The following is a 23,044-nucleotide window of genomic DNA, read 5'->3' on the forward strand; positions in this document are numbered from 1 at the left end:
ACGTGTGAATATCTCGATTATTTCAATTGGGAAATTAAAAGAAAAATATTTAAAACAAGGTATAGCAGAATACTTAAAACGATTATCTGCATACGCAAAAGTAGAAGTAATTGAATTGCCAGATGAAAAGGCACCAGAAAATTTAAGTGAAGCAGAAATGTTAATTGTAAAAGAAAAAGAAGGTATACGTATACTAGATAAAATTTCTGATGATACGCATGTTATTGCGTTAGCGATAGAAGGAAAGCAAAAATCATCAGAAGAATTTGCAGTAAGCTTAGATCGTCTTGCTACATACGGGAAGAGTAAAGTTGCATTCGTAATTGGTGGATCACTTGGACTAAGTTCAGAAGTAATGAAACGTTCAAACGAATCTCTTTCTTTTTCAAAGATGACATTACCACATCAATTAATGCGATTAGTATTGCTTGAGCAAGTGTATAGGGCGTTTCGGATTAATCGTGGAGAACCGTATCATAAATAGTAATAGTACATTCAAACGGCTACAGATGTGGCCGTTTTCTATATTTCCTAAAATAAGTATGTTTCTATTTCTAAAAAAGTATGCTGTAATATGAAGAGGAAAAAGTATAAGTAGTCATAGAAGTGAGGAGTTAAAGGTGAAGAAGTTTAAGAAATTTTACTTGGAGATTACGAGTGTATGTAATCTTGCGTGCAGCTTTTGTCCGCCGACGGAAAGGCAGAAGCAATTCATTTCTGTGGAGGATTTTGCAAAAAGGTTAGACCAAATTAAACCACACACAGACTACATTTATTTGCACGTGAAGGGTGAGCCGTTGCTTCATCCAAAAATAGATCAATTGTTAGATTTAAGCCATGAAAAAGGGTTTAAAGTTAATATTACAACGAACGGAACGTTAATTAATAAGAGAAGGCATAGATTGTTAAATAAGCCTGCTTTAAGACAAATGAATTTTTCACTGCATAGTTTTGATGGGCACCCAGGTTCACAAGACAAAGAGGGGTATGTAAGAAGTATACTTTCCTTCATTAGAGAGGCGACAAGTCAATCGGATTTAATCGTTTCACTTAGATTATGGAACTTAACGCAGGATAATAAAACGAATGCTGAAATTCAGAAGAATAGAGAGTTATTATCTATCATTGAAAATGAGTTTAATTTATCTTATCAAATTGAAGAGAAGCTTACACCAGGAAAAGGTATAAAAATTGCGGAACGTGTCTTTATTAATCAAGACTATGAATTCCAGTGGCCAGCATTGCATGAAGAAGAGGATGATGGAAAAGGATTCTGTCATGGGCTTCGAAATCAAGCTGGTATTTTAGCGAACGGAACGGTTATTCCTTGTTGTTTAGATGGTGAAGGGATTATTAACCTTGGAAATATTAATAATGATTCATTTTCTAACATTATAGAAGGTGAAAGAGCAACAAACATTGTTGATGGATTTTCCAGAAGAGTTGCAGTTGAAGAGCTATGTAGAAAATGTGGATACCGTAAAAGATTTGGAAAGTAAACATGAAATAAGCCCTCATAAAGCGAGGGCTTATTTTTTATTCTTGATAAGAGCTTTCTAATTCATCAATTAAGGAACCAACGTAAGAAACAGTTCTGCGGATTGTATCTGGTTTTGACATATCGACTCCAGCATGTTTCATTAATTCCAGTGGTTTCATCGTACCACCAGCGCGAAGTACATCTAACCAGCGATCAACAGCAGGTTGTCCTTCTTCTTTAATCATTTGAGCCACCGCAGTAGATGCAGTGAGGCCTGCGGAATACGTGTAAGAATATAAGCCCATATAATAATGAGGTTGACGCATCCAGGTTAAGCCAGCACCTTCATCAATTTTTACGGAATCTCCCCAGAATGTTGAAAGTACATTTGCTTTTATTTCAGTTAAAGTTGTAGCTGTAAGTGCTCCACCTTCTTCTGCTAGGCTGTATACTCTTCTTTGATATTCTCCCTCAAGTAAGTGAGTAACAAAGTTATGATAATATGTGCCGAGTAGTTGCAGGATCACCCATCTACGCATTCTCTTATCGTCATTCGTCGCTAATAAATGCTGGGCTAATAGTAATTCATTCATTGTAGATGGTGCTTCAACGAAGTACATAGATGGACGTACATTCATAATACGCTGGTTTTTATTTGCTAAATAAAAATGACCAGCATGCCCGAATTCATGAGCCAATGTGAAGCAGCCGCGCATCGTATTTTGCCATGTAATTAAAATGTATGGATGAGAACCATATGGACTTGAACAAAATGCCCCAGTTGATTTGCCTACGTTATCTGCAAGATCCACCCATCTTTCTTTGAATCCTTTTTTGATAATGGCACTATATTCATCGCCAAGTACTTGTAAAGATTCTTGAATGAGTTTTCCAGCTTCTTCGTAAGTAATTGCTGGATTAAATTCGGGATCTAAAGGTGCATGTAAGTCGCAGAACAGCATTTGATCGAGTCCTAATACTTTCTTTTTTAAATCTGCAAAACGGCGCATATGAGGCGCCAATTCTTTATAAATAATATCAAGTTGATTGTTATACATTTCAAGTGGAACTTTTTGAGGTTCCAAAAGCATATGAGTAACAGATTCAAATTTGCGTAAACGAGAGAGTGTTACTTGTTTTTTTACTTCGGTAGCATATGTTGTTGCCACGGTATTTTTATATCGCTTCAAGGTGGACACAAATGATGAGTAGGCCTTTCTGCGTATGTCTGCGCTTGGAGAAAACTCATATTTGCTTTCAAATAATGCAAACGACACAGGGAGTTCATTTCCTTGTTCATCTTGTATGGAGTTAAAATCCATATCGGCTAATTTAGTCATACCGTAAATTTTGTATGGAGAACTATGTACTTCGCCAAGTGCAGCAAGAGCTTCTTCTGTTTCAGGAGAGAGCGTGTGCTGCCTTTTTTGTAGTATGTCTAGTAATGATTTACGGAAAGGTTCGAGTTTTGTTTCTTCCGTTAAATATTTTTCAATTGTGCCTTCTTCTAATGAGAGAATTTCATTATGGATAAAGGATAATGCAGTATGTACTTTCGTCCATAAAGCAGCAACTTTGGAAGAGTTCGCTTGAATAACTGGATTTGTACGATCAACAGATTCTTTTAAATTTGCGTAGGAGTATAGTTTTGTTAACTTCATTAAAAGCTCTTCTTCTAAAAGTAGGCAATGTAATAAGATAGTGGGGCTAGTGTGTAATTGACCTTTAAACGCATCAAGTTTTTTTATATCATCTGTTAATACACGTAATGCAGTTTCCCACTCTTTATCAGATTCGTATAAATCAGAGAGGTCCCATGTTAATTCAGTAGGAACTTCTGCGCGAATATGGCGTTTCTCAATTACATCTTTCATATATATTATATCCCCCTTATTATAAGTATCTAAAGACATGATACTAGAAAATTCAGTAAAATGAAAATATTTTACATTTCTATATATGAAAAAGGACAAGCATAAAAATGCTTGTCCTTCGAGTTAAGTTTAAAAATTAATATACTTTATCACCGTTGAAAATAGAGTTTTTCACGACTACATAATCTACAGTACGAATGGAGTCTAATTTTGTTCCACCAGCGTAAGAGATAGAAGATTGAAGATCTTGTTCCATTTCGATTAAAGTGTCTTCTAAAGAACCTTTATGCTCAACGAACATTTTCTTACCTTCAACGTTTTTCTTCTCACCTTTTTGGAATTCAGAAGCTGAACCGAAGTACTCTTTATAAAGCTTGCCGTCTTTTTCGATTGTTTCCCCTGGAGACTCTTCATGACCAGCGAATAGAGAACCTATCATAACCATAGTCGCCCCAAATCGAATAGATTTAGCTACGTCGCCATGTGTACGAATACCACCGTCAGCGATAATTGGTTTACTTGCAGCTTTTGCACACCAGCGAAGTGCAGCTAGCTGCCAACCACCAGTTCCAAAGCCTGTTTTAATTTTAGTAATACAAACTTTACCAGGTCCAATACCAACTTTTGTTGCGTCAGCACCAGCATTTTCTAATTCTCTTACCGCTTCTGGAGTTCCAACGTTTCCAGCGATAACGAAGCTTTCTGGTAAATGCTTTTTAATATGTTGAATCATGTTGATTACAGCATTAGAATGTCCATGCGCGATATCAATCGTGATGTATTCAGGCGTAAGGTGCTCAGCAGCTAATTGTTGTACGAATTCATACTCGTCTTCTTTTACACCAACGCTAATAGAAGCGATTAATCCACGTGATTGCATATCTCTAATGAATGAGATTCGTTTCTCTGGTTGGAAACGATGCATGATATAGAAGTAATTATTTTCAGCTAAATAAGTTGCAATTCTTTCATCAATAATCGTTTGCATATTTGCAGGTACGACAGGTAATTTAAATTTATGTTTACCTAAAGTGACAGTTGTATCACATTCAGAGCGGCTGTTCACAATACATTTTGCAGGAATTAATTGAATATCTTCATAGTCGAATACGTTTTCCATCATTTACACCCCTAAAATACGAATATTTTATTTTTATTAATCAAAAATGTTCGTCCATATGATAATTTACATTGTTTTCATTAAAAAGTCAAAGGATTTCTTAACATTTTTTTAAAAAGTAGATTTTATATGTAAAAAACAACGTTAAAAACGAATTTAAAATGTTTTTTGTTTTATATTGTTCGTCTATAAAAAAGGTTGAAAAATTAAGATAATTATACAAGGATGTATGTATTCTTTTTATTTTTTTTGAGTGGATGTAGGATTCTATGAAAAGGTTAATGCTAACAATACGAGCAAAAGATGTTATCAAGTAGTTGAACAATATATGAAATGATAAGGTTTATTTCTATGTAAAAAGATGAATCTGGCATAATCCATCTTTTTATGTGAGGTTTCAAGTATAATAAGTAGGGCGATAGTAACGTATACAAAAGATAAAAAAGAAAATAATACAGAATAAAATGAGGTTAATATATGAGTAAAAAAGGTTTTTTTGAGTATAAATTAAGTAAAGAAATTGTAAGGGCACTTACTGGCTTAGGGTATGATCATCCAACAGAAGTACAAGGTAAGGTTATTCCAGTCGCATTACAAAAGAAGGATCTTGTTGTGAAGTCCCAGACGGGAAGTGGAAAAACAGCTTCATTTGGTATTCCACTTTGTGAAATGGTGGAGTGGGCAGAGAATAAACCACAAGCATTAGTTTTAACACCAACGAGAGAGCTTGCGGTACAGGTGAAAGAAGATATTACAAATATAGGGCGATTCAAAAGAATTAAAGCCGCCGCAATTTATGGTAAGTCCCCATTTGCACGTCAAAAATTAGAGTTAAAGCAAAAGACGCATATTGTAGTAGGGACTCCAGGGCGTGTATTGGATCATATTGAAAAAGAGACCCTTTCTTTAGAGCGATTAAAATATTTAGTGATTGATGAAGCGGATGAAATGCTAAACATGGGCTTTATCGATCAAGTAGAGGCAATTATTGATGAATTACCTACAAATAGAATGACAATGCTATTTTCAGCAACTTTACCGGAAGATGTTGAAAGGTTATCACGTACATATATGAATGCACCAACTCATATTGAAATTAAAGCGGCTGGGATTACGACGGATAAAATTGAACATACTCTTTTTGAGGCGATAGAAGACGAGAAGCTTTCACTACTTAAAGATGTAACAACGATTGAGAATCCTGATAGCTGTATTATTTTCTGCCGTACACAAGAAAATGTAGATCATGTATATAGACAATTAAACCGAGCTAACTATCCTTGTGACAAAATACATGGTGGTATGGTACAAGAAGATCGTTTTGAAGTCATGGATGATTTTAGAAAAGGAAAATTTCGTTATTTAGTAGCAACAGACGTGGCTGCGAGGGGAATTGATATTGATAATATTACACATGTTATTAATTATGATATTCCACTTGAAAAAGAAAGCTATGTACATCGTACTGGAAGAACGGGACGAGCTGGAAATAGTGGAAAAGCTATTACATTTATAACACCATATGAAAATAGATTTTTAGAAGAGATTGAGGAGTATATTGGCTTTGAAATTCCAAAGGAAATTGGACCTTCAAAAGAAGAAGTTATGAAAGGGAAAGCTGCATTTGAAGAAAAGATACATACTAAACCAATTATAAAGAAAGATAAAAATGCAGACATCAACAAAGGCATTATGAAGCTTTACTTTAATGGCGGGAAGAAAAAGAAAATTAGGGCGGTAGATTTCGTCGGTACAATCGCTAAAATTAAAGGTGTTACAGCAGAAGATATAGGCATTATTACGATACAAGATAATGTTTCTTACGTTGAAATATTAAATGGAAAAGGACCACTTGTCTTGAAAGTCATGAAGACTACAACGATTAAAGGGAAACAACTAAAAGTTCATGAAGCAATTAAGTAAATAAAAACTATCCACTTTAATAGGTGGATAGTTTTTTATTTATGATTCTTTTAAATCATCCACTAGTTGCTCCGCTAAACGTCTATACATATTACTCATAGTCACGAAGGATGTTAGTAGTAGAAATTTTTCTAGCTTTGTGTCTTCTAAGGAAGAAATCTCATTTACTTCTGTAACACGGTTATTTACGTCTTGTTTAAAGCTTTCGACATTGCTTTCAGTAAGAGCAAGATAATTTTTGTATAACGTATTTAATTCGAATGAATCATCATTTAATAAGGAGTCATTTATAGTTTCTAATGAACTTTTTATGTCGTTAATGGAAAGAGCACCTTTTAATTGATAAATTAGGCTAATTAAAATCATATGCTCTTTTGAATACTTTTTATTTTTGATAGGGATGAATAGTTTCCCTTTTGCGTAATTATTAATCATCGTTTTTGTTAATACTTTTTCATCGTCAGTTCTCGTTGTATCTGCATAAGTATTCTCAAATAGTTGGACAACTTGATCTACATATAAGTCGACATTTGGAATATCCTCAAGTTTAATATTTTTTTCTAAATGCAATGTCTCAAGTAATTCATTTATATTTTCCACGTAGAATCCCTCACTTTTATAACTTAGTGGAACTTAATGTCTAATACATCCTTAAATATGGTATTACGAAACAAATAAATTGTAAATGTTGACCTTAAAAAGAAATATGTATATAATTACACGTAGTTATCAAAACTACATGTAATTATATGAGGGGTGTTATTATGAATGCTTACGTAAGGGAACCAGTTAATGCATTTACTCACTTAGGTGGAGCGATATTATCATTTATTGCCTTATTAGCTATGCTTGTGAAAGTTTCTATCAAGATGCCATCATTTGCTGCAATTACAGCTGTTATTTTGTTTGGGATTGGAATGATGGTCCTTTATACGGCATCAGCTGTATATCATAGTGTTGTGGCCAATGAACGTGTTATTTACTTCTTTAGGAAGCTAGATCATTCTATGATTTTTATATTAATTGCAGGTACATATGCACCCTTTTGCTTAATTACATTAAATTCAGCAAGTGGTTTGCTATTATTTTGTTTAGTCTATGCAACTGCGATTTGTGGCATTGTGTTTAAAATGTTTTGGTTTAATTGTCCAAGATGGTTATCGACAGCAATTTATATTACGATGGGTTGGTTAATTGTTTTATTCTTTGCACCGTTAGCTGAGAATTTAAGTACAGGAGGCATTGTTTTCTTAGTACTTGGGGGCATTTTTTATACAATTGGTGGATTTATTTATGGAACAAAGCCAAAATGGCTAGAGTTTAAATATATGGGACATCATGAAATTTTTCACGTTTTTGTATTATTAGGTAGTCTTGCACATTTTCTAAGTGTATATTGTTACGTAATTTAATAAGAAAAACGCCACATAACAAAAATTATGTGGCGTTTTTCTTATTACTTGATTGGAATCGTATATGTTATAAAATTATCATGGGATAAAATGTAAGTTTCTGTGTTCGCATATTAAACATAGGATAAGAAATATGTGATATACTTTGAGAAGTTTATAATGAATGAAATATGGAGGACTATAATTATGGCAATACTTGTAACAGGTGGAGCAGGGTATATTGGTAGTCATACATGTGTAGAATTACTAAATAGCGGTTACGAAATTATAGTAGTTGATAATCTTTCGAATAGCTCGGTAGAATCTATAAATCGAGTGAAAGAAATAACAGGAAAACAATTTAAGTTTTATAAAGAAGATGTTTTAAATCAAGAAGCACTTGACGCAATTTTTGAAGAAAATGCAATCGAAGCAGTTATTCACTTTGCAGGATTTAAAGCTGTAGGGGAATCAGTAGCAATTCCATTAACATATTATCATAACAACATTACGAGCACTTTAGTGCTATGTGAAGTAATGCAGAAACATAATGTAAAGAAGATGATTTTTAGTTCATCCGCAACTGTATACGGTATCCCGGAAACGTCACCGATTACAGAGGAGTTTCCATTAAGTGCAACAAATCCATATGGTCAAACGAAATTAATGATTGAGCAAATTATGCGTGATGTAGCATTTGCGGATACAGAATGGAGTATCGCATTACTTCGCTATTTCAACCCATTTGGTGCACATGAAAGTGGACGTATTGGAGAGGATCCAAATGGAATTCCAAATAACTTAATGCCATATGTCACACAAGTGGCAGTAGGTAAGCTAAAAGAATTAAGTGTATTTGGAAATGACTACCCAACGAAAGATGGAACAGGCATCCGTGACTACATACATGTTGTAGACTTAGCAAAAGGTCACGTAAAAGCGCTAGAGAAAGTACTGAATACAACAGGAGTAGATGCTTATAATTTGGGCACAGGTACAGGGTATAGTGTACTTGAGATGGTTGAAGCATTTGAAAGGGTTTCAGGAAAAAAAGTTCCTTATAAAATTACAGAGCGTCGTCCTGGCGATGTGGCAATATGTTTTGCAGATGCATCAAAGGCAAAACGTGAACTAGGATGGGAAGCAAAACGTGGATTAGAAGAAATGTGTGCAGATTCTTGGAGATGGCAATCAAATAATAAAAATGGCTATTTGGAAGTTTAATATGTAGATACAAAAAATGACCTTTGCATGAGCAAAGGTCATTTTTGTATCTATTTCCCGTTAAGTTTATTAGCTAATTTGGTAAAAAAGGTCCGCTGTTTTATAGGAATATTTGACTGGCAAAATGTATAATAATCAATATCTTTAATGTAAGTAAAGAGTCTAGAAATAGCATATAGGAATGTAATAGAAGATCCAACTGCGAAACTAATGCCGTAACCATTGAATCCAAATGGAAGCAAGAGAAGGCTTAATAACAGGTTTGCAAAAAAGAAAATAGCTGATGTTCGAAATGCCCCTTTACGATCCTCAAAGTATAGGAGTAGTAATGTAATAACGAGCACCATTCCATTTGCATAAGCACCAACTATAGTTAGTTGCAGAATAGAGTAATTAAGTGTTGTGTTTCCAGATTGCGAACTAAACATCCATATTATAAAAATAATAAGTAAGGAAAAAATACCTTGATTACGAAGTATACGTTCCATTTCCTGCTTTAAGACAAAGTTCATGGAATCTTTTAATTGTAAAAGCGTATGTAATGTTCCGCCATTGTTTACCGAACCGAAGAACTTTTTATATCTTTCATAAAACCTGGTTTCAATGGATACTACAAAGAAAATATAGGTTGGGATAATACTTAAATACGCCCAGAAAACAGCAGTATCATAAATTTGATGATAAATAAATGTGTTTTCAATATTTCCACGACCGTCTCCAAACCAAATAACAAAATTACATACCCAAATACCCACATTGTAAAATAGGCTTGACCAAAATAACTCTGGATATTTATCTAAATAAGAAAGAAAGGTAAATTGTTCAGTAGCATCGCTATTTGGAAACATTCGTACAATAACGATACTTAACCATACTAGTGTAATGAAAGTACCAATTGTAAAAGAAATTAAAAGCAATAGGGCAGATCCGTGTTCTAACCCAAGTGTAGGGTGCCAGTAAGCTATTAGGATAATTCCTAATAGGGAAAAAATGGATCCGATTAAAAATGCCAGTGCAATTGATTGATAATCTTTAGCTGCTGTTAAATAAATGGACTGAATCCAGATGATATTTAAAGCTAAAAATAAAAATAGCATCACGATTTTATAATATAAAGCTAACGGTGTGAAAAATGCAAACAAAAGCCATAACATAATAGCTAAAAAAAGTGTGATCTTCGTCATTCCTAAAAATGAAGAAAATACTTTATCAGCTTTTTGTTCGTATAAAAGGTCAGCTACATATCTAGTTACAATGAGCTGCAATGCTCCGTAAATAATTTGAGAAAAAATAAAGCAATATGAAATTGAAATAGTGAAAAGACGCTGTTCTTCAATTGAAATAGAATGAAATAAACTCAAAATGAATCTAATAGTTGTTACTGCTAAAATAACGACTAACCAAGGACCAGCTGTAACAAATAACGAAAATCCATAAGCTTTTACCCTTGAAGAATAGTAGTCTTCCTGAAATAATTTTTGTAATCGAAATCCTATACCTGCCATGTTTTCGCACCCCTTTCTAAATAAAGCTTACGATAACTATCAACAACACCTGATAATTGATAATATGCTTCAATACGATTACGCCCATTGTTTCCGAATTGTTGAATGGATTCAGGGTGGCGATAATACCATTCTAAGTGGGTGGCAACTTGTTCAGGAGATACAGGTGGTACAACAAAGCCACATTGGCCATAAGGATCTTCATCTTGTCCATAAATTAACTCCTTACAAGAACCAACGTCTGTAACAACCCATGGTAATCCCGATGCCATTCCTTCTAACATAGCTAGTGGTTGCCCTTCAGATATGCTAGTTAATACGAGAATATCCGTTTGTTTTAAGTAATCTTTAATGTTTACTCTGCCAGTCATTATTACATATTCTTTTAATCCAAGTTGCTGAATTAAATCACGACATTCTTGGGCATACTCTGGTTCTTCTGTATCAGGACCTAATAAGTAGAAGATAAACGGAATATCTTTTTCTAATAATAATTTAGCTGCATAAATCATTGTTTTTACGTCTTTAATTGGCACAACTCGTATAATAGCAGAAATAATGAGTTTATCTGAATTATGTTTTGGCTTACGTAGCCCTTTATAGTCAGATAAAGTAACACCATTTGGAACAATTTTTAGTTTGTGGGCCGGAGCTCCTAGTTCCTTTTGATATGCACTATTCCGTCCGAATAACGTAATCACATCAGCAGCTTGTTCATATGCTTGGTGAGATAAATGATGGAAGAAAGAAACCCATCTTTTTTTGTATTCGATTGGTATCCAAGTTGATTGGAGTATTTCCTCTTCACGTTCCCGAGAATAAATACCATGCTCTGTTAGAATAAATGGTATGTCAGATTTGGCACTAATTGCAGCTCCAAGAAGCCCACCATAGCCTGTAGATACAGAATGGATAAGATCTAATTCAGGAAAATCAATTTGTAAAATTTGAATGATTGGTGTGAACATAGATCTCCACATCCAAAAGTAATTTAAGAAAGAACCACTACTTTCTTCATACAAATAGCTTTTTTTCACTATTTCATAAAATTCACGACTTTCGAAGAAGGAATGTAGTGTTCCTAGCTTTTGCTTGTTCCCTAATATTTGTAATGCTTCTGTGTCGTTAGCTTGGAATGTAAACCATTTTTGAAGTGTTTGTACTTCATTAGTCGTTAAATTGGTTTTTATATGGTTTGAGTCACTTTCTGATTGTAAGGGAATCATAATGATATCTTTTACATTGTTAGGAATTTCATATTGATATTCCTCTTCTGTTTTTATTTGCGGTACGATCGCAAAAATGGTGAATTCATGTTCTTTAAATTGTTGGATAATCATTTGTACCCAACTTGCTACTCCGCCACTGACAAAAGGATAACTTCCTTCAACGACTAAACCTATTCTCATCTGCTATACCCCTTTAATTGGAATTGTAGCGTTAGCTTGTTTTAATATAACGCTATAAATTTGTGAATCTAGCTTTGTAACTGTGCCGTATGGGAATGAACCGGTTTTCAATTTTTTCCCTTCTTCCACACGTATAATCGTTGCAGTGTGGTTTGGTAATCCTTTATATGCAATGTGAACAGCATCATCTTCATAAGAAACAGCTAAATCACCGGTTTGATAAATTTTCATGGAAGCAGTTGCTTCACTTTGTGTCATACTTTTTATATAAGGATATCTTTCTCGTATTTCTTTAATTGTCGTTTTATAAGCTTTAAATAATTCTTCCCACGTTAAATTACCCGAACGTTTTTCATCAAGGATATCATCTGGATGGACGAAATGTGAGATAACCCCTAAATTTGCAGTAACATCAGCTAAAATAAATTGTTCTTCATCTGAAATAGCATAGCCACTTGTAATACGTGGGAAGTGATAAATATTTTTGTTGTGCTCGTCTGGTCCAAATTCTTGAATTAAACTGCCGTTACTTTTACTTCCCACATATAGAGAAGCAACTGTTTCCATAGTTGGGACCGCGTCGTTTAATGCACTTAATCCAGTTGTATTTATAATATTGGATGGTGGTACATAGGTTTTTAGTTTTTCGTTTGGAAAGAAGTTATACACGAGTTTTTGTAAAGTATCTAAGGATCTCTCCATATCCTCTTTTGAATTCCATGGAACATATTCAAGCGCTTTATCTACTGGGTCTGGTGGTAATAATAAAGGTTGATGGTTATAGCCATGAATACCGATTTCTCCACCGTGACTTAATAATTCTCTCCCAAATAATAAATAGGTATTTCTATTTTTACCTGTAAAATTTTCAAAGGGTGGCGTTACTTTATTTTGATATGTCCCAATTGCAACCCCTGTATATTTAATATCAAGCTCTTCAGAGATATCCTTCATATTTTTCCACCAATGTTTTTTATAAAATTCTTCAACAGAAATTTTTTCTGTTGTTAAGTTTTTTAGTTCTCCACTTGGAATTGGAGATGGGAAGTCATCGATATACATAATCTCCGCTCCAAGTTGTACTGTAGCGAAAGTCGGGAAAATAGTACCCAGTGATTGAACGAACATACCTCTACCTAATTTATCGTTCAATGCTGTTGTATTCCAATATAAGACTTTTCCTTCACCGTAGTCATTGGTCCAAAGGATGGGAGTATCTTCTGCAGTAATCCAAGTATTAGTTGTATTCTCATCTAGCGTAATATTCATTGAGCTATGAGTGAACAATGGAGAAGAACTTGAGAGATCAGGATAACCAGGGAATAAAACTTCTTCAAAGGTTAATCCCTTCACATCTTTGAAGCCTTCTTTTTTTGTAATACCAAATAATGTGTTCCAGGAAGAATCTGAATCAAGTCGGTTTGCGATAATAATCCTTCCGCCCATTTGTACAAAATTTTGAATATCGGCTTGTGGAAGTTGCGCCATTATTTCACCTGTAATAATAATTCCTGTATAGGGAGAGGGAGTAAGTCCCTTAATTTCATTAGCTGTAATATTTTTATAGTGTAGGTGTGCGTAATCCATTGCCTTTTTCGTATTAAATTCGACTTGTTGCCCTAATGTATTATCCGTTTTTAAAACGTATAATTGCATTTTTTGTCCATTTTGGGCTACATCTTTTGCTTTGAGTGTTTTAACAGTATCTGTTTCTTTAGTTTTAGGAACAGAAAACTTTTGATAGAAATTTTCTGTTCGATATATAAGGATGGATATAATTAAGAGAAATAAAATGATACTAACAATTCCGATATATATATTAATCCCCTTTTTCAATGTGTGCGCCTCCAAACTGCCTTACAAATAATTGATATTTACGCGGTAGTATATGAACTCTTTTTGCAGCTGCTAGATTATTGATTAAGTTATAGAGCTCGTCCCATAACTTTTGCTCATAATATATTTCAAGTAACCCAACGTAACCGTAATATGATTCAGGATAGAAATGAATAAGATTTAAAAATTGTTCTTCAGACTTTGCATATTGTTTTGTATGTAGAAACAGATTTCCAAGGTGGAAAGGATAAAGAGGTTCGGTAGGGAATAGTTCTACACTTTGTGTAATAAAATTCATAAATTCGGCGATTATTTTTTCCTTTTGCTGATTAGAAAGAAGACCACTGTCTACATATCTTAAATAGTTAGAAACCAATTCTTTTGCAATTTCATTTTGTGGATTTTGTAGAAATTGCTTATTTAAGTATTCGATCTGTTTTTCGTACCGTTCATTTAGTAAATTAATAGTAGTTGCTGCGTAATGTACAGTTTCAGGATCTTTATGGTGAATGGCTTCTTTCAATAAGCCTCCTTCATTAGAAATAGGGGAGGAGCTTAACTGTACAATGAGTTGTTTATGTAATTCAGGCTTATCTAGTTCTAATCCAGAAGAAAATGAAATTAGGTCCATATCTTGTTTTGCTGATGCCAAAATATCTTCATAATGATCAACTTGAAAGGAAACATACTCAGAGTATTGCTGTAACCACTCGGTCTTGGAGCGTCTTATATTCAGTAATAACATGATTGCTGATACAATAAGTCCGACAAGCGGGAAAAGGAGAGAGATAATCAAGCAAAACTCAATAATTCCTTTCTTATCTTCAGTAATCAAACCTTTCGTAAATCGAAATAAAAGAAAAACCAAAATAGCATAAATAAAGTAAAGAAGGAGTAAAATCATTAGAATACCACTCCTTTAGAAGAAAGAGCGTTTTGTATACGAGTTTTGACTGGTAATAAAAATTTTTCTTCAGTGCCAGGTAATAGAATCATAACTTTTTGTTCGGTCATACTATAACCGAATATATCGATATCACGCAAATGATCTTTTAAAATAGAATTTATCATTTCTAAGGAATCTTGTGGAACAGTAAATTCAAAATAGGAATATGGATAAGATAATGTTTCGTAACGTTTCTTTTCTATTTTTAGTAAATGTTCAAATTCATCTTCATAATAAATGCTCGTTTTAGGGAATGTACGATCCTCTTGACTTGATAGCCAAAGATTAGAAGCGTTTTGTAAACGATCACCCATCCAGCGTAAATACCATGTGAAAAGTTCGAATTGCTCAGAAGTTACTTTTGAAAATTCAATTTCGTCTAAGATAATGACATATTGTACATCATCTTGGAATAGGACGGGACCAACTAAAAGTGGAGCGTCTTGAAAATCCTCTTCTGTACGGAAAAAAGGTCGATTATGTGCTAGAGCATTTTTGATGACTAGCGAAGCATTTTTAACAAAAATGGATTGAGGTAAGGTATTTTTACCAGTTTCTGCTCTTAATTTAATACGAAGTGATTGTTTATTGTTATCGACGTGATAGATACCAATTTTTTTTGCTCCGAAATACATTTTTAATACATTTATCCCCTCATCGAGTACAATTTCAGGATGTGTATGATTTAAAGCTTTAAACATATGATACATTTTAGATAAGTGATTATTTGATTCAAGTACACGAGAACGTAGTGTAATACGTGTTTCATCCAATTGTTTCACAACATATTTTAATTCTTTATTTTCGGCTTTTAGCTCATTATTTATCATATGTACATCTTCATACCGTTCCTTTTGTGCAGTACTCATTAGTCCACAACATAAACTAATAACAAGTAAGAAAATCCAATTAATCCAGTAATCTAATGAATAAAAGTACAGTAATATATCATCTTCCTTATATATACCGCTTACAAAAATATAAATCATTGCTTCTAGAAAGGTGAAAAGGGCGATAGATATGCCATACCGGCTAGAAATAATTAATGTAATAAATAAGAGTAAGAAGTATTCATACGTTGGTGTTAGAAAATCAGTTAGTATTGAGAGAAAAAATAGAGCAATAAAGAGAATCGTAGGTTCAATCATTTTTTGTAATAAATTAGATTGTCTATAGTGCATAAAAAATCCCTTCTTTCGTTTGCAAATTTAATTTTGAGGAATAGTACACTGAAATAAAATACATAATTTAAAAGAATTATTTTAAAATATATAAAGCCCAAATCATTTTATCAACAGAGATGTAGTAAATTCAAGTGAAATAAATTCTAATTTTTGTTAATGTATTGTATTTATTGGGATTTTTATTAAATATCGAGCTTGAAAAAATGTAAAATGTTATTGTATTACTATACTTGTATTAATATTTAAAATGTAAAAAATTACAGTTTTATAGGGGGGGAATATTATTATGGAGTGGAAACGTTCCATATGCTTTTTAGCTATATTTTCTTTTATTTTTTCCTCAAGTACATCCACCCAAGCAAATGTCGTGGAACCAGTTTTAAAAAATGTACGAAGTTATAAAATTTATTATGGTGAAGCAAATGAGCAAGTAATTGAGGGACTTTCAAAGTATGACATGGTCATTATAGAGCCATATGCATTTTCGAAAGAGCAAGTTCAGCAATTAAAAAAATCAGGAACAGTAGTCCTTGGGTATGTTAGTGTTTTAGAATTAGAATCGTGGCATAAATCGCAAGTAGTTGAATCAGACTATTATTATCGAGACGGTAAGAAAATGAAGATTGAGCAGTGGGATACATATATTATGAATTTAGCTGATGAACATTACCGACGGATTGTTGTAAATAAAGTGAAACAGCAAGTTATTGGAAAAGGAATAGACGGTGTGTTTTTAGATACCGCTGGTGATATTGACGACTATTTTTATGATCAGCCAGTTACACAAGGGAAATTTCGCGAAGCATATGTAAATTTATTAAAAGAAATAAAAGGTGTTGATTCTGATTTGCTTCTTATACAGAATTGGGGATTTGACACAATCAAAAATACATCCTTGAATTTTATACATGGTGTATTGTGGGAGGACTTCAATAAACAAGTTATTACGAAAGATGAATGGAGTCAAAATTGGATGCACTATTTTAAACAACAAAGTAATAAGATTGTAACGTTTACCGTTACTCCAAATACCGTATCTAAAAAATATAGTTCTATAAATGGATTTATTCCTACAATTAATCCGAATGATATTTATGATAAATAGCAATTATTAGGGATGAGAAACTATCAATATTGAATATGAAAGTTTAGGTCAGTATACGATTATCTTATAAAGATGAATGTATTACTGACTAGCTCATTTTATAATATTTCATGTTAGAAATTAGTAGAATAAGATAGAAAAAGTGCATTATCCTATTAATTTTTATAGAAATAAAAAACGTAATATTTAAAATAACATCAATACTTGTGTCATGGTTAGAGTACGTTTATAATCAAGGAATCCTATTAATGTTCTGATAGGGTTATTTATGATTGAAAGCGTTTTAAATTTGGTGTTCTTCAAGGTATGAAGTCTGACTTATTCGGATTAAAAATTATGTATGTAGTTTTAAATAGGAAGAAAAATAATAAAGAATTACTTTATATTGTGGGGGGGTTAAAAGTGTGAAAGGGAAAGACTTTCACACGAATACATATGGGTTACGTAGGATTATTACTTTCTGGTGCAGCTTTATTTTTAAATAGTCTCGTTATATTAGGAAAAGCAGAGATGAAAAGTGCAGGTGTTTTTAATTTATTTGTGGGTGCACTACAAATTATTATTCCGTTCTATTTAATCATGATTTCTGATCAAAGTAATTGGACGGTATATTCATATGCAGCTACTTTCTTATTCGGATTAACCTATTTATATGTAGGTGTTACTTTTATAAAAGGAATGGATAGTAGCGGTTTAGGTTGGTTCTGCATTTGGGTAGCAATTATTGCTTTATTCTATATGGTTGTTTCATTTGTTCAATTCCACGATGTTGTGAATGCGTTAACGTGGTTTATGTGGGCATTACTTTGGTATTTATTCTTTGTATTAAATACACAAAAAAAGAACATCAATCAATATCTTGGAAGGATTGCCTTCGTACAATCATGGGTAACATTGACGTTACCTTCACTCTTTTATTTTATGGGAGTATGGGGAGAGGGATTCGTATATGAATTATGGGTTTATGTATCTGTAATTTCTATTTTATACTTCTGTTATTGTATTTATAAATATCGAGTACGTTAATATATTTTTTGTAGAAAAGCATGGAATCGTTAAACGAGTTCCATGCTTTTTATATGTTAGCATTTATAATAGAGAGGTAGTATTTTACAATTTATCGAAATGGGGATGATAAAGTTGAAAAAAGTATTGGTGCTAGGGGGAACTAGATTTTTTGGTAAACATTTAGTAGAAGCACTTTTGCAAGATGGGCACGATGTAACGATTGCGACGAGAGGAATTACGGAAGATTTTTTTGGGAGTAGAGTAAAAAGACTTATTGTAGATAGAGAAGATGAAAAACAACTAGCAGAGCGTCTAACAGATAAAAGTTATGATATTGTATACGATAATTTATGCTATAGCTCGAATGCAGCGAAGATAATATGTGAAGTGTTACGAGGGAAAACGAAGAAGTATGTTATGACATCTTCAATGGCTGTCTATGAACCTGCACTAAGCTTATCAGAAGAAGACTTTAATCCGTACGAGTATGCAATCGCGTATGGAGATAGGAATGACTTCAATTATGGTGAAGGAAAGAGATTAGCCGAAGCCGTTGTACTTCAACAAGCAACATTCCCAGTTGTTGCAGCCCGTTTTCCGGTTGTTATTGGAGAAAACGATTATACGAAAAGGTTACAATTTTACGTTGAACATATTGTGAGAGAAGAACCTGTCGCAGTGAATGATCTAGATGGAAAATTGTCGTTTATACATGAAGAAGAAGCCGGGGAATTTTTAGCTTGGTGTGGGATGAAAGATATAGAAGGGCCAATTAATGCTTGTAGCAACGGGGTAGTTTCTACTCGGGAAATTATTCATTTTATAGAAGAAAATACGGGAATAAAATCACTCATTCAAGAAGTAGGAGATCATGTAGCACCTTATAATGAATTGACTAATTGTACATTACATAATGGAAAAGCTAATGAATTAGGATTCCCGTTCCGAGGGTTGAAAATAGAAATAGAAAAAGTATTACGTTATTACATACATGCAATGAAATGATCATAAATCCCCCGGTGGCAATCCGGGGGATTCTGGAGGATTTCGACAATACTAATTTTACATTACCAAACTTACCTTATACGCACGACTAATGTTTTTGTGATTGAATTGCTTGTAAATATTTTTCATTTACCCGGTCCCAGTTCACTGTATGCCACCAGTTGGTAACAAATTCTGGGCGACGATTTTGGTACTTTAAATAATAGGCATGTTCCCATACATCAATGACAAGTAATGGAATTTTGCCTTCTTGCAAAGGTGTATCTTGATTAGGTGTACTCATTACAGTAAGTTCTTCACCATCAAGGACAAGCCATCCATAACCACTTCCAAAACGGCTAATTGCTGCTTTAGACAGTTGATCTTTTAAGTTGTCAAAGGTATTGAAATAATAATCAATTACTTTTGCAACGTCTCCATTAGGCTCGCCGCCACCCCGTGGGCTCATTACTTCCCAAAAAAGACTATGACAATAATGTCCACCACCGTTATTTCTGACAGCTGTAACAATTTCCTTTGGTAAAGCTTCTAAATTACATAGTAACTCTTCTAAAGATTTATTATGTAATTCCGAATAGTTTTCTAATGCGGCATTCAAATTATTTACGTATGTCGCATGGTGCTTTCCATGATGAATAGAAAGTGTATTGCTATCGATATATGGCTCTAGTTCATCATAGTCATATGAAAGCTTTGGCAATTGAAATGAAGACATGACATTTCCTCCTTTCTCTCTAAAAGTTGGTCTAGGTAAAAATAATTTACCTGAGTAAAAAATACACCTATTTTTCATGAAAGTCAATAGTAATCTCTTAATTTTCTGAAAGATAGTACAATAAAAGTAACACTTCGACTTTCGTTTGTGACTCTTATTCTTTTTGCTTATACTGTAAAGTAGTAACGTTTTGTTGAAATAGAAGGAGATCGCTTATGAGTAAAACGAAGCAATTAATAGAGGAAGCGAGTCATTTTATTACGATTTGCTATAAAGAGCTTAATAAAGAACAATTCATAGAAGAACGCATGAAAGAAATTCGATTTGAAATAGAGAAGACGGGGACGTATGAACATACATTTGAAGAACTTGTTCACGGATCGCGAATGGCATGGCGCAATAGTAATCGATGTATCGGAAGACTATTTTGGAGTAAGATGCACATATTAGATGCACGTGAAGTAAATGATGAGGAAGGTGTATATAATGCATTAATTCATCATATTCAATATGCAACGAACGACGGAAAAGTGAAACCGACCATTACAATTTTTAAGCAATATCAAGGTGAAGAAAATAATATACGAATTTATAATCACCAATTGATTCGGTATGCAGGATATAAAACAGAAATGGGAGTGATTGGTGACTCTCATTCCGCTGTGTTTACAGATTTTTGTCAAGAACTTGGCTGGCAAGGAGAAGGTACGAATTTCGATGTATTGCCACTTGTGTTTTCTATAGATGGAAAAGCGCCGATATATAAAGAAATTCCGAAAGAAGAAGTAAAAGAGGTGCCAATTGAACACCCAGAATACCCAATTTCGTCACTTGGAGTAAAGTGGTACGGGGTTCCAATGATTTCAGATATGCGCTTAGAAATTGGCGGTATTTCCTATACAGCTGCTCCGTTTAATGGATGGTATATGGGAACAGAGATTGGGGCACGTAACTTAGCGGATCATGATCGCTATAATTTACTTCCAGCAGTTGCGGAAATGATGGATTTGGATACATCAAGAAACGGTACGTTATGGAAAGATAAGGCATTAGTTGAATTAAACGTGGCTGTTTTACATTCCTTTAAAAAACAAGGAGTCAGTATTGTTGACCATCATACTGCGGCGCAACAATTTCAGCAATTTGAGAAGCAAGAAGCTGCTTCCGGTCGTGTTGTAACGGGCAATTGGGTGTGGCTCATTCCGCCGTTATCTCCAGCTACCACTCATATTTATCATAAACCGTATCCGAATGAAATTTTGAAGCCGAATTTTTTTCATAAATAGTTTGTAGTATAGGGCATTTTCTGTAAAAATATAATTTTTTTTAACTACTGTTACGTAGCAAATGGAAGCCTTTACCCTCGGTTATTTTTGGAAGGAGCTTTTTGAACCAAGGAGTTCCTTATGTTATAATCAAATTTCTGTTTCGAAGACCTTATAGAAATATAAGGTCTTTTATTTTGCTTTTTTATGTAAGAGGAATAGAAATTTTCTTTTAAATAAGGGATTTAGCATATTTTTAGGGACAACATAAGTGTGTAGGAAATAGATAAATTATTATACTTATATAATCATTGTGTTTTGGGTGTAAACAATAAAACATAATAAAGTTGTTTTTTTAGATTGCTGAGGAAGGAGGAAGTGTAAATGAGGATGAAGAGTCGAAAAACGGATTGGCCTGTATTTCTTATTAGTGGTGGTTCGCTTTTATTATTTGTAATTGCGGTTTTTTTAAATAAAAATTATGTAGAGGGAGTCATTAATAGCAGTTTTGCAGCTTCAATTAAATATTTTGGTGCCTTTTGGCAAGTTTTATTAATTGGTACATTTATTGTTGCAATGTGTATGGCGTTCTCGAAATATGGAAGAGTTAAACTTGGGGGATTAGAAAAACCTGAGATTAGTACGGCAAAGTGGCTTGCTATTATTATGTCGACATTACTTGCCGGAGGTGGCGTTTTTTGGGCAGCTGCAGAGCCAATGTACCACTTGATGACGGTGCCGCCGATACATGAAGGTATATCTGCTGGAACGAAAGAAGCAGTAATGCCTGCTTTAGCACAAAGTTATATGCACTGGGGTTTCCTGGCGTGGACGATTTTAGGTACAATCAGTGCGGTAGTTATGATGTATGGGCATTATCATAAAGGTATGCCGTTAAAACCTCGAACGCTTTTATATCCTATTTTTGGTGAGAAATTGCGAAAGAGTTTGCTTGGAACAATGATTGATGCATTTGCCATTATTGCGGTAGCTGCAGGGACGATTGGACCAATCGGATTTTTAGGCTTACAAGCAAGTTATGGCCTACAAGCATTGTTTAATATTCCTGATGTTTTTACTACTCAATTAGCAATTATTATTTGTGTAGTTGCGGTTTCTACTATATCTGCAGTAACAGGAATTAATAAAGGGATTCAAATTATAAGCGATTTAAATGTTAAATTAGCGATTTTATTAATGGTATTTGTATTATTATGTGGACCAGGTGGATTTATTATTGATTCGTTTGTATCTTCGTTTGGATTTTATATAAATGAATTTATTCCAATGAGCACATACCGCGGTGATACAGGTTGGTTAGGATCGTGGACAATCTTTTTCTGGGGATGGTTTATTGGATATGGACCGATGATGGCAATTTTAGTGAGCCGTATTTCAAGAGGAAGAACAATTCGAGAAATCATCGTTGCAATTGGAATTATTGCACCTATTATTACAACGTTTTGGTTTACTATACTAGGGGGATCAGGTGTGTTTTATGAGTTAATGAATCCTGGTTCTATATCGACCGCATTAAGTGCATCTGGTATGCCAGCTGCTATGATTGCAATTACAGAGCAACTGCCACTCTCTCATATTATTGGACCGGCATTTCTTTTATTAACAATTTTATTTGTAGTGACAACAGGAGATTCAATGGCTTATTCGATTTCGATGGCAGTGACTGGAGACGGAGATCCTAGAATTAGCTTACGAATTTTTTGGTCGCTTATTATGGGAGCAGTTGCGGCAATTCTTTTATACATGGGTGAGGGAAGTATTAATGCATTACAATCATTCATCGTAGTAACAGCTGTCCCAGTATCTGTTCTGTTGTTCCCAATGCTATGGCTAGCGCCTAAAGTGGCAGGGGAACTAGCATTAAAACAAGGTATTGTAAAAGAAGAAGAGAAAACTTCTTTCTTGTTCCAAAAAGCTAGTAAATCAAAATAAATAATTGTATATTTTATATCAAAAGAGGAAGCATTTCATTAGAGATGCTTCCTCTTTGCTATTTATATAACTATCTTTCTTGAAGGAAGATCGTACACTGT

Annotated in this window: 19 protein-coding genes; 10 read left to right on the forward strand and 9 right to left on the reverse strand. The window is 33.7% G+C overall.

The features are described from left to right. The first annotated feature begins 4 nt into the window (after positions 1-4). Positions 5-484, forward strand: coding sequence for a 23S rRNA (pseudouridine(1915)-N(3))-methyltransferase RlmH (gene rlmH / locus ACTFNE_RS17680; protein ID WP_001027003.1), 480 nt, complete (start codon positions 5-7; stop codon positions 482-484). Positions 485-620: 136 nt separating this feature from the next. Continuing rightward, the gene (locus ACTFNE_RS17685) at positions 621-1,499 is read left to right on the forward strand and encodes a radical SAM/SPASM domain-containing protein (RefSeq protein ID WP_000713636.1); all 879 of its coding nucleotides are present in this window, start codon (positions 621-623) and stop codon (positions 1,497-1,499) included. Between the two features lie 37 nt (positions 1,500-1,536). On the opposite strand, the gene pepF is transcribed toward ACTFNE_RS17685, so the two are convergent. After that, positions 1,537-3,354: an oligoendopeptidase F gene (gene pepF / locus ACTFNE_RS17690; RefSeq protein ID WP_270705185.1), complete on the reverse strand. Its 1,818-nt coding sequence runs from the start codon at positions 3,352-3,354 to the stop codon at positions 1,537-1,539. A 136-nt stretch (positions 3,355-3,490) separates the two neighbouring features. Next, the gene (gene guaC, locus ACTFNE_RS17695) at positions 3,491-4,474 is read right to left on the reverse strand and encodes a GMP reductase (protein WP_000432434.1); all 984 of its coding nucleotides are present in this window, start codon (positions 4,472-4,474) and stop codon (positions 3,491-3,493) included. A 477-nt stretch (positions 4,475-4,951) separates the two neighbouring features. On the opposite strand from guaC, the gene ACTFNE_RS17700 reads away from it, so the two are divergent. After that, positions 4,952-6,397 carry a DEAD/DEAH box helicase gene (locus tag ACTFNE_RS17700; protein WP_270705186.1) on the forward strand — a complete coding sequence of 482 codons (1,446 nt, stop codon included), beginning with the start codon at positions 4,952-4,954 and terminating at the stop codon, positions 6,395-6,397. Between the two features lie 39 nt (positions 6,398-6,436). On the opposite strand, the gene ACTFNE_RS17705 is transcribed toward ACTFNE_RS17700, so the two are convergent. Then, positions 6,437-6,997, reverse strand: a complete 561-nt coding sequence (locus ACTFNE_RS17705; protein WP_000427879.1) for a DUF1836 domain-containing protein — start codon at positions 6,995-6,997, stop codon at positions 6,437-6,439. A 164-nt stretch (positions 6,998-7,161) separates the two neighbouring features. On the opposite strand from ACTFNE_RS17705, the gene trhA reads away from it, so the two are divergent. After that, on the forward strand, positions 7,162-7,809 hold the full coding sequence (gene trhA, locus ACTFNE_RS17710; protein ID WP_000995364.1) for a PAQR family membrane homeostasis protein TrhA: 648 nt from the start codon (positions 7,162-7,164) through the stop codon (positions 7,807-7,809). A gap of 186 nt (positions 7,810-7,995) precedes the next feature. Then, positions 7,996-9,012: a UDP-glucose 4-epimerase GalE gene (gene galE, locus ACTFNE_RS17715; RefSeq protein WP_046197944.1), complete on the forward strand. Its 1,017-nt coding sequence runs from the start codon at positions 7,996-7,998 to the stop codon at positions 9,010-9,012. 50 nt (positions 9,013-9,062) lie between these two features. On the opposite strand, the gene pelG is transcribed toward galE, so the two are convergent. The 5 genes from pelG to ACTFNE_RS17740 are packed head-to-tail and all read right to left on the reverse strand — an operon-like array spanning position 9,063 to position 15,889. Then, the gene (gene pelG, locus ACTFNE_RS17720; RefSeq protein ID WP_046197945.1) at positions 9,063-10,517 is read right to left on the reverse strand and encodes an exopolysaccharide Pel transporter PelG; all 1,455 of its coding nucleotides are present in this window, start codon (positions 10,515-10,517) and stop codon (positions 9,063-9,065) included. Continuing rightward, complete coding sequence (gene pelF / locus ACTFNE_RS17725; RefSeq protein ID WP_270705187.1) at positions 10,505-11,926, reverse strand: GT4 family glycosyltransferase PelF; 1,422 nt, start codon at positions 11,924-11,926, stop codon at positions 10,505-10,507. Before pelF ends, pelG begins: the two co-directional genes overlap by 13 nt. A 3-nt stretch (positions 11,927-11,929) precedes the next feature. Next, the gene (locus ACTFNE_RS17730) at positions 11,930-13,762 is read right to left on the reverse strand and encodes a DUF2194 domain-containing protein (RefSeq protein WP_000715315.1); all 1,833 of its coding nucleotides are present in this window, start codon (positions 13,760-13,762) and stop codon (positions 11,930-11,932) included. Then, positions 13,746-14,666: a tetratricopeptide repeat protein gene (locus ACTFNE_RS17735; RefSeq protein ID WP_000601986.1), complete on the reverse strand. Its 921-nt coding sequence runs from the start codon at positions 14,664-14,666 to the stop codon at positions 13,746-13,748. Before ACTFNE_RS17735 ends, ACTFNE_RS17730 begins: the two co-directional genes overlap by 17 nt. Next, positions 14,666-15,889, reverse strand: a complete 1,224-nt coding sequence (locus ACTFNE_RS17740) for a nucleoside-diphosphate sugar epimerase (RefSeq protein ID WP_270705189.1) — start codon at positions 15,887-15,889, stop codon at positions 14,666-14,668. The genes ACTFNE_RS17735 and ACTFNE_RS17740 overlap by 1 nt, the downstream gene beginning before the upstream one ends. A gap of 289 nt (positions 15,890-16,178) precedes the next feature. Between ACTFNE_RS17740 and ACTFNE_RS17745 the strand changes: the two genes are divergently transcribed. From ACTFNE_RS17745 to ACTFNE_RS17755, 3 genes are all read left to right on the forward strand, one after another. Next, on the forward strand, positions 16,179-16,997 hold the full coding sequence (locus ACTFNE_RS17745) for an endo alpha-1,4 polygalactosaminidase (RefSeq protein WP_046197949.1): 819 nt from the start codon (positions 16,179-16,181) through the stop codon (positions 16,995-16,997). A 435-nt stretch (positions 16,998-17,432) separates the two neighbouring features. Beyond that, positions 17,433-18,023, forward strand: coding sequence for an AmiS/UreI family transporter (locus ACTFNE_RS17750; RefSeq protein ID WP_000542569.1), 591 nt, complete (start codon positions 17,433-17,435; stop codon positions 18,021-18,023). Between the two features lie 105 nt (positions 18,024-18,128). Beyond that, positions 18,129-19,010 carry an NAD-dependent epimerase/dehydratase family protein gene (locus ACTFNE_RS17755; protein WP_046198081.1) on the forward strand — a complete coding sequence of 294 codons (882 nt, stop codon included), beginning with the start codon at positions 18,129-18,131 and terminating at the stop codon, positions 19,008-19,010. 88 nt (positions 19,011-19,098) lie between these two features. Here the strand turns inward: ACTFNE_RS17755 and sodA are convergent, their stop codons facing one another. After that, positions 19,099-19,725, reverse strand: a complete 627-nt coding sequence (gene sodA / locus ACTFNE_RS17760; protein ID WP_000094046.1) for a superoxide dismutase [Mn] — start codon at positions 19,723-19,725, stop codon at positions 19,099-19,101. Positions 19,726-19,940: 215 nt separating this feature from the next. Between sodA and ACTFNE_RS17765 the strand changes: the two genes are divergently transcribed. Both ACTFNE_RS17765 and ACTFNE_RS17770 read left to right on the forward strand, forming a co-directional pair. Further along, positions 19,941-21,011, forward strand: a complete 1,071-nt coding sequence (locus tag ACTFNE_RS17765; protein ID WP_046197950.1) for a nitric oxide synthase oxygenase — start codon at positions 19,941-19,943, stop codon at positions 21,009-21,011. A gap of 363 nt (positions 21,012-21,374) precedes the next feature. Further along, positions 21,375-22,943 carry a BCCT family transporter gene (locus ACTFNE_RS17770; protein WP_439998225.1) on the forward strand — a complete coding sequence of 523 codons (1,569 nt, stop codon included), beginning with the start codon at positions 21,375-21,377 and terminating at the stop codon, positions 22,941-22,943. The last annotated feature ends 101 nt before the right edge of the window (positions 22,944-23,044 follow it).

This window comes from Bacillus cereus group sp. MYBKT111-2 (assembly GCF_051915205.1).
Taxonomy (GTDB): domain Bacteria; phylum Bacillota; class Bacilli; order Bacillales; family Bacillaceae_G; genus Bacillus_A; species Bacillus_A paranthracis.

Coding starts and splice junctions, on each gene's coding strand:
- pepF (WP_270705185.1), bottom strand. CDS start 3,354: ATGAAAGATGTAATTGAGAAACGCCATATTCGCGCAGAAGTTCCTACT.
- guaC (WP_000432434.1), bottom strand. CDS start 4,474: ATGGAAAACGTATTCGACTATGAAGATATTCAATTAATTCCTGCAAAA.
- ACTFNE_RS17700 (WP_270705186.1), top strand. CDS start 4,952: ATGAGTAAAAAAGGTTTTTTTGAGTATAAATTAAGTAAAGAAATTGTA.
- trhA (WP_000995364.1), top strand. CDS start 7,162: ATGAATGCTTACGTAAGGGAACCAGTTAATGCATTTACTCACTTAGGT.
- galE (WP_046197944.1), top strand. CDS start 7,996: ATGGCAATACTTGTAACAGGTGGAGCAGGGTATATTGGTAGTCATACA.
- pelG (WP_046197945.1), bottom strand. CDS start 10,517: ATGGCAGGTATAGGATTTCGATTACAAAAATTATTTCAGGAAGACTAC.
- pelF (WP_270705187.1), bottom strand. CDS start 11,926: ATGAGAATAGGTTTAGTCGTTGAAGGAAGTTATCCTTTTGTCAGTGGC.
- ACTFNE_RS17735 (WP_000601986.1), bottom strand. CDS start 14,666: ATGATTTTACTCCTTCTTTACTTTATTTATGCTATTTTGGTTTTTCTT.
- ACTFNE_RS17740 (WP_270705189.1), bottom strand. CDS start 15,889: ATGCACTATAGACAATCTAATTTATTACAAAAAATGATTGAACCTACG.
- ACTFNE_RS17745 (WP_046197949.1), top strand. CDS start 16,179: ATGGAGTGGAAACGTTCCATATGCTTTTTAGCTATATTTTCTTTTATT.
- ACTFNE_RS17750 (WP_000542569.1), top strand. CDS start 17,433: ATGGGTTACGTAGGATTATTACTTTCTGGTGCAGCTTTATTTTTAAAT.
- ACTFNE_RS17755 (WP_046198081.1), top strand. CDS start 18,129: ATGATAAAGTTGAAAAAAGTATTGGTGCTAGGGGGAACTAGATTTTTT.
- sodA (WP_000094046.1), bottom strand. CDS start 19,725: ATGTCTTCATTTCAATTGCCAAAGCTTTCATATGACTATGATGAACTA.
- ACTFNE_RS17765 (WP_046197950.1), top strand. CDS start 19,941: ATGAGTAAAACGAAGCAATTAATAGAGGAAGCGAGTCATTTTATTACG.
- ACTFNE_RS17770 (WP_439998225.1), top strand. CDS start 21,375: ATGAGGATGAAGAGTCGAAAAACGGATTGGCCTGTATTTCTTATTAGT.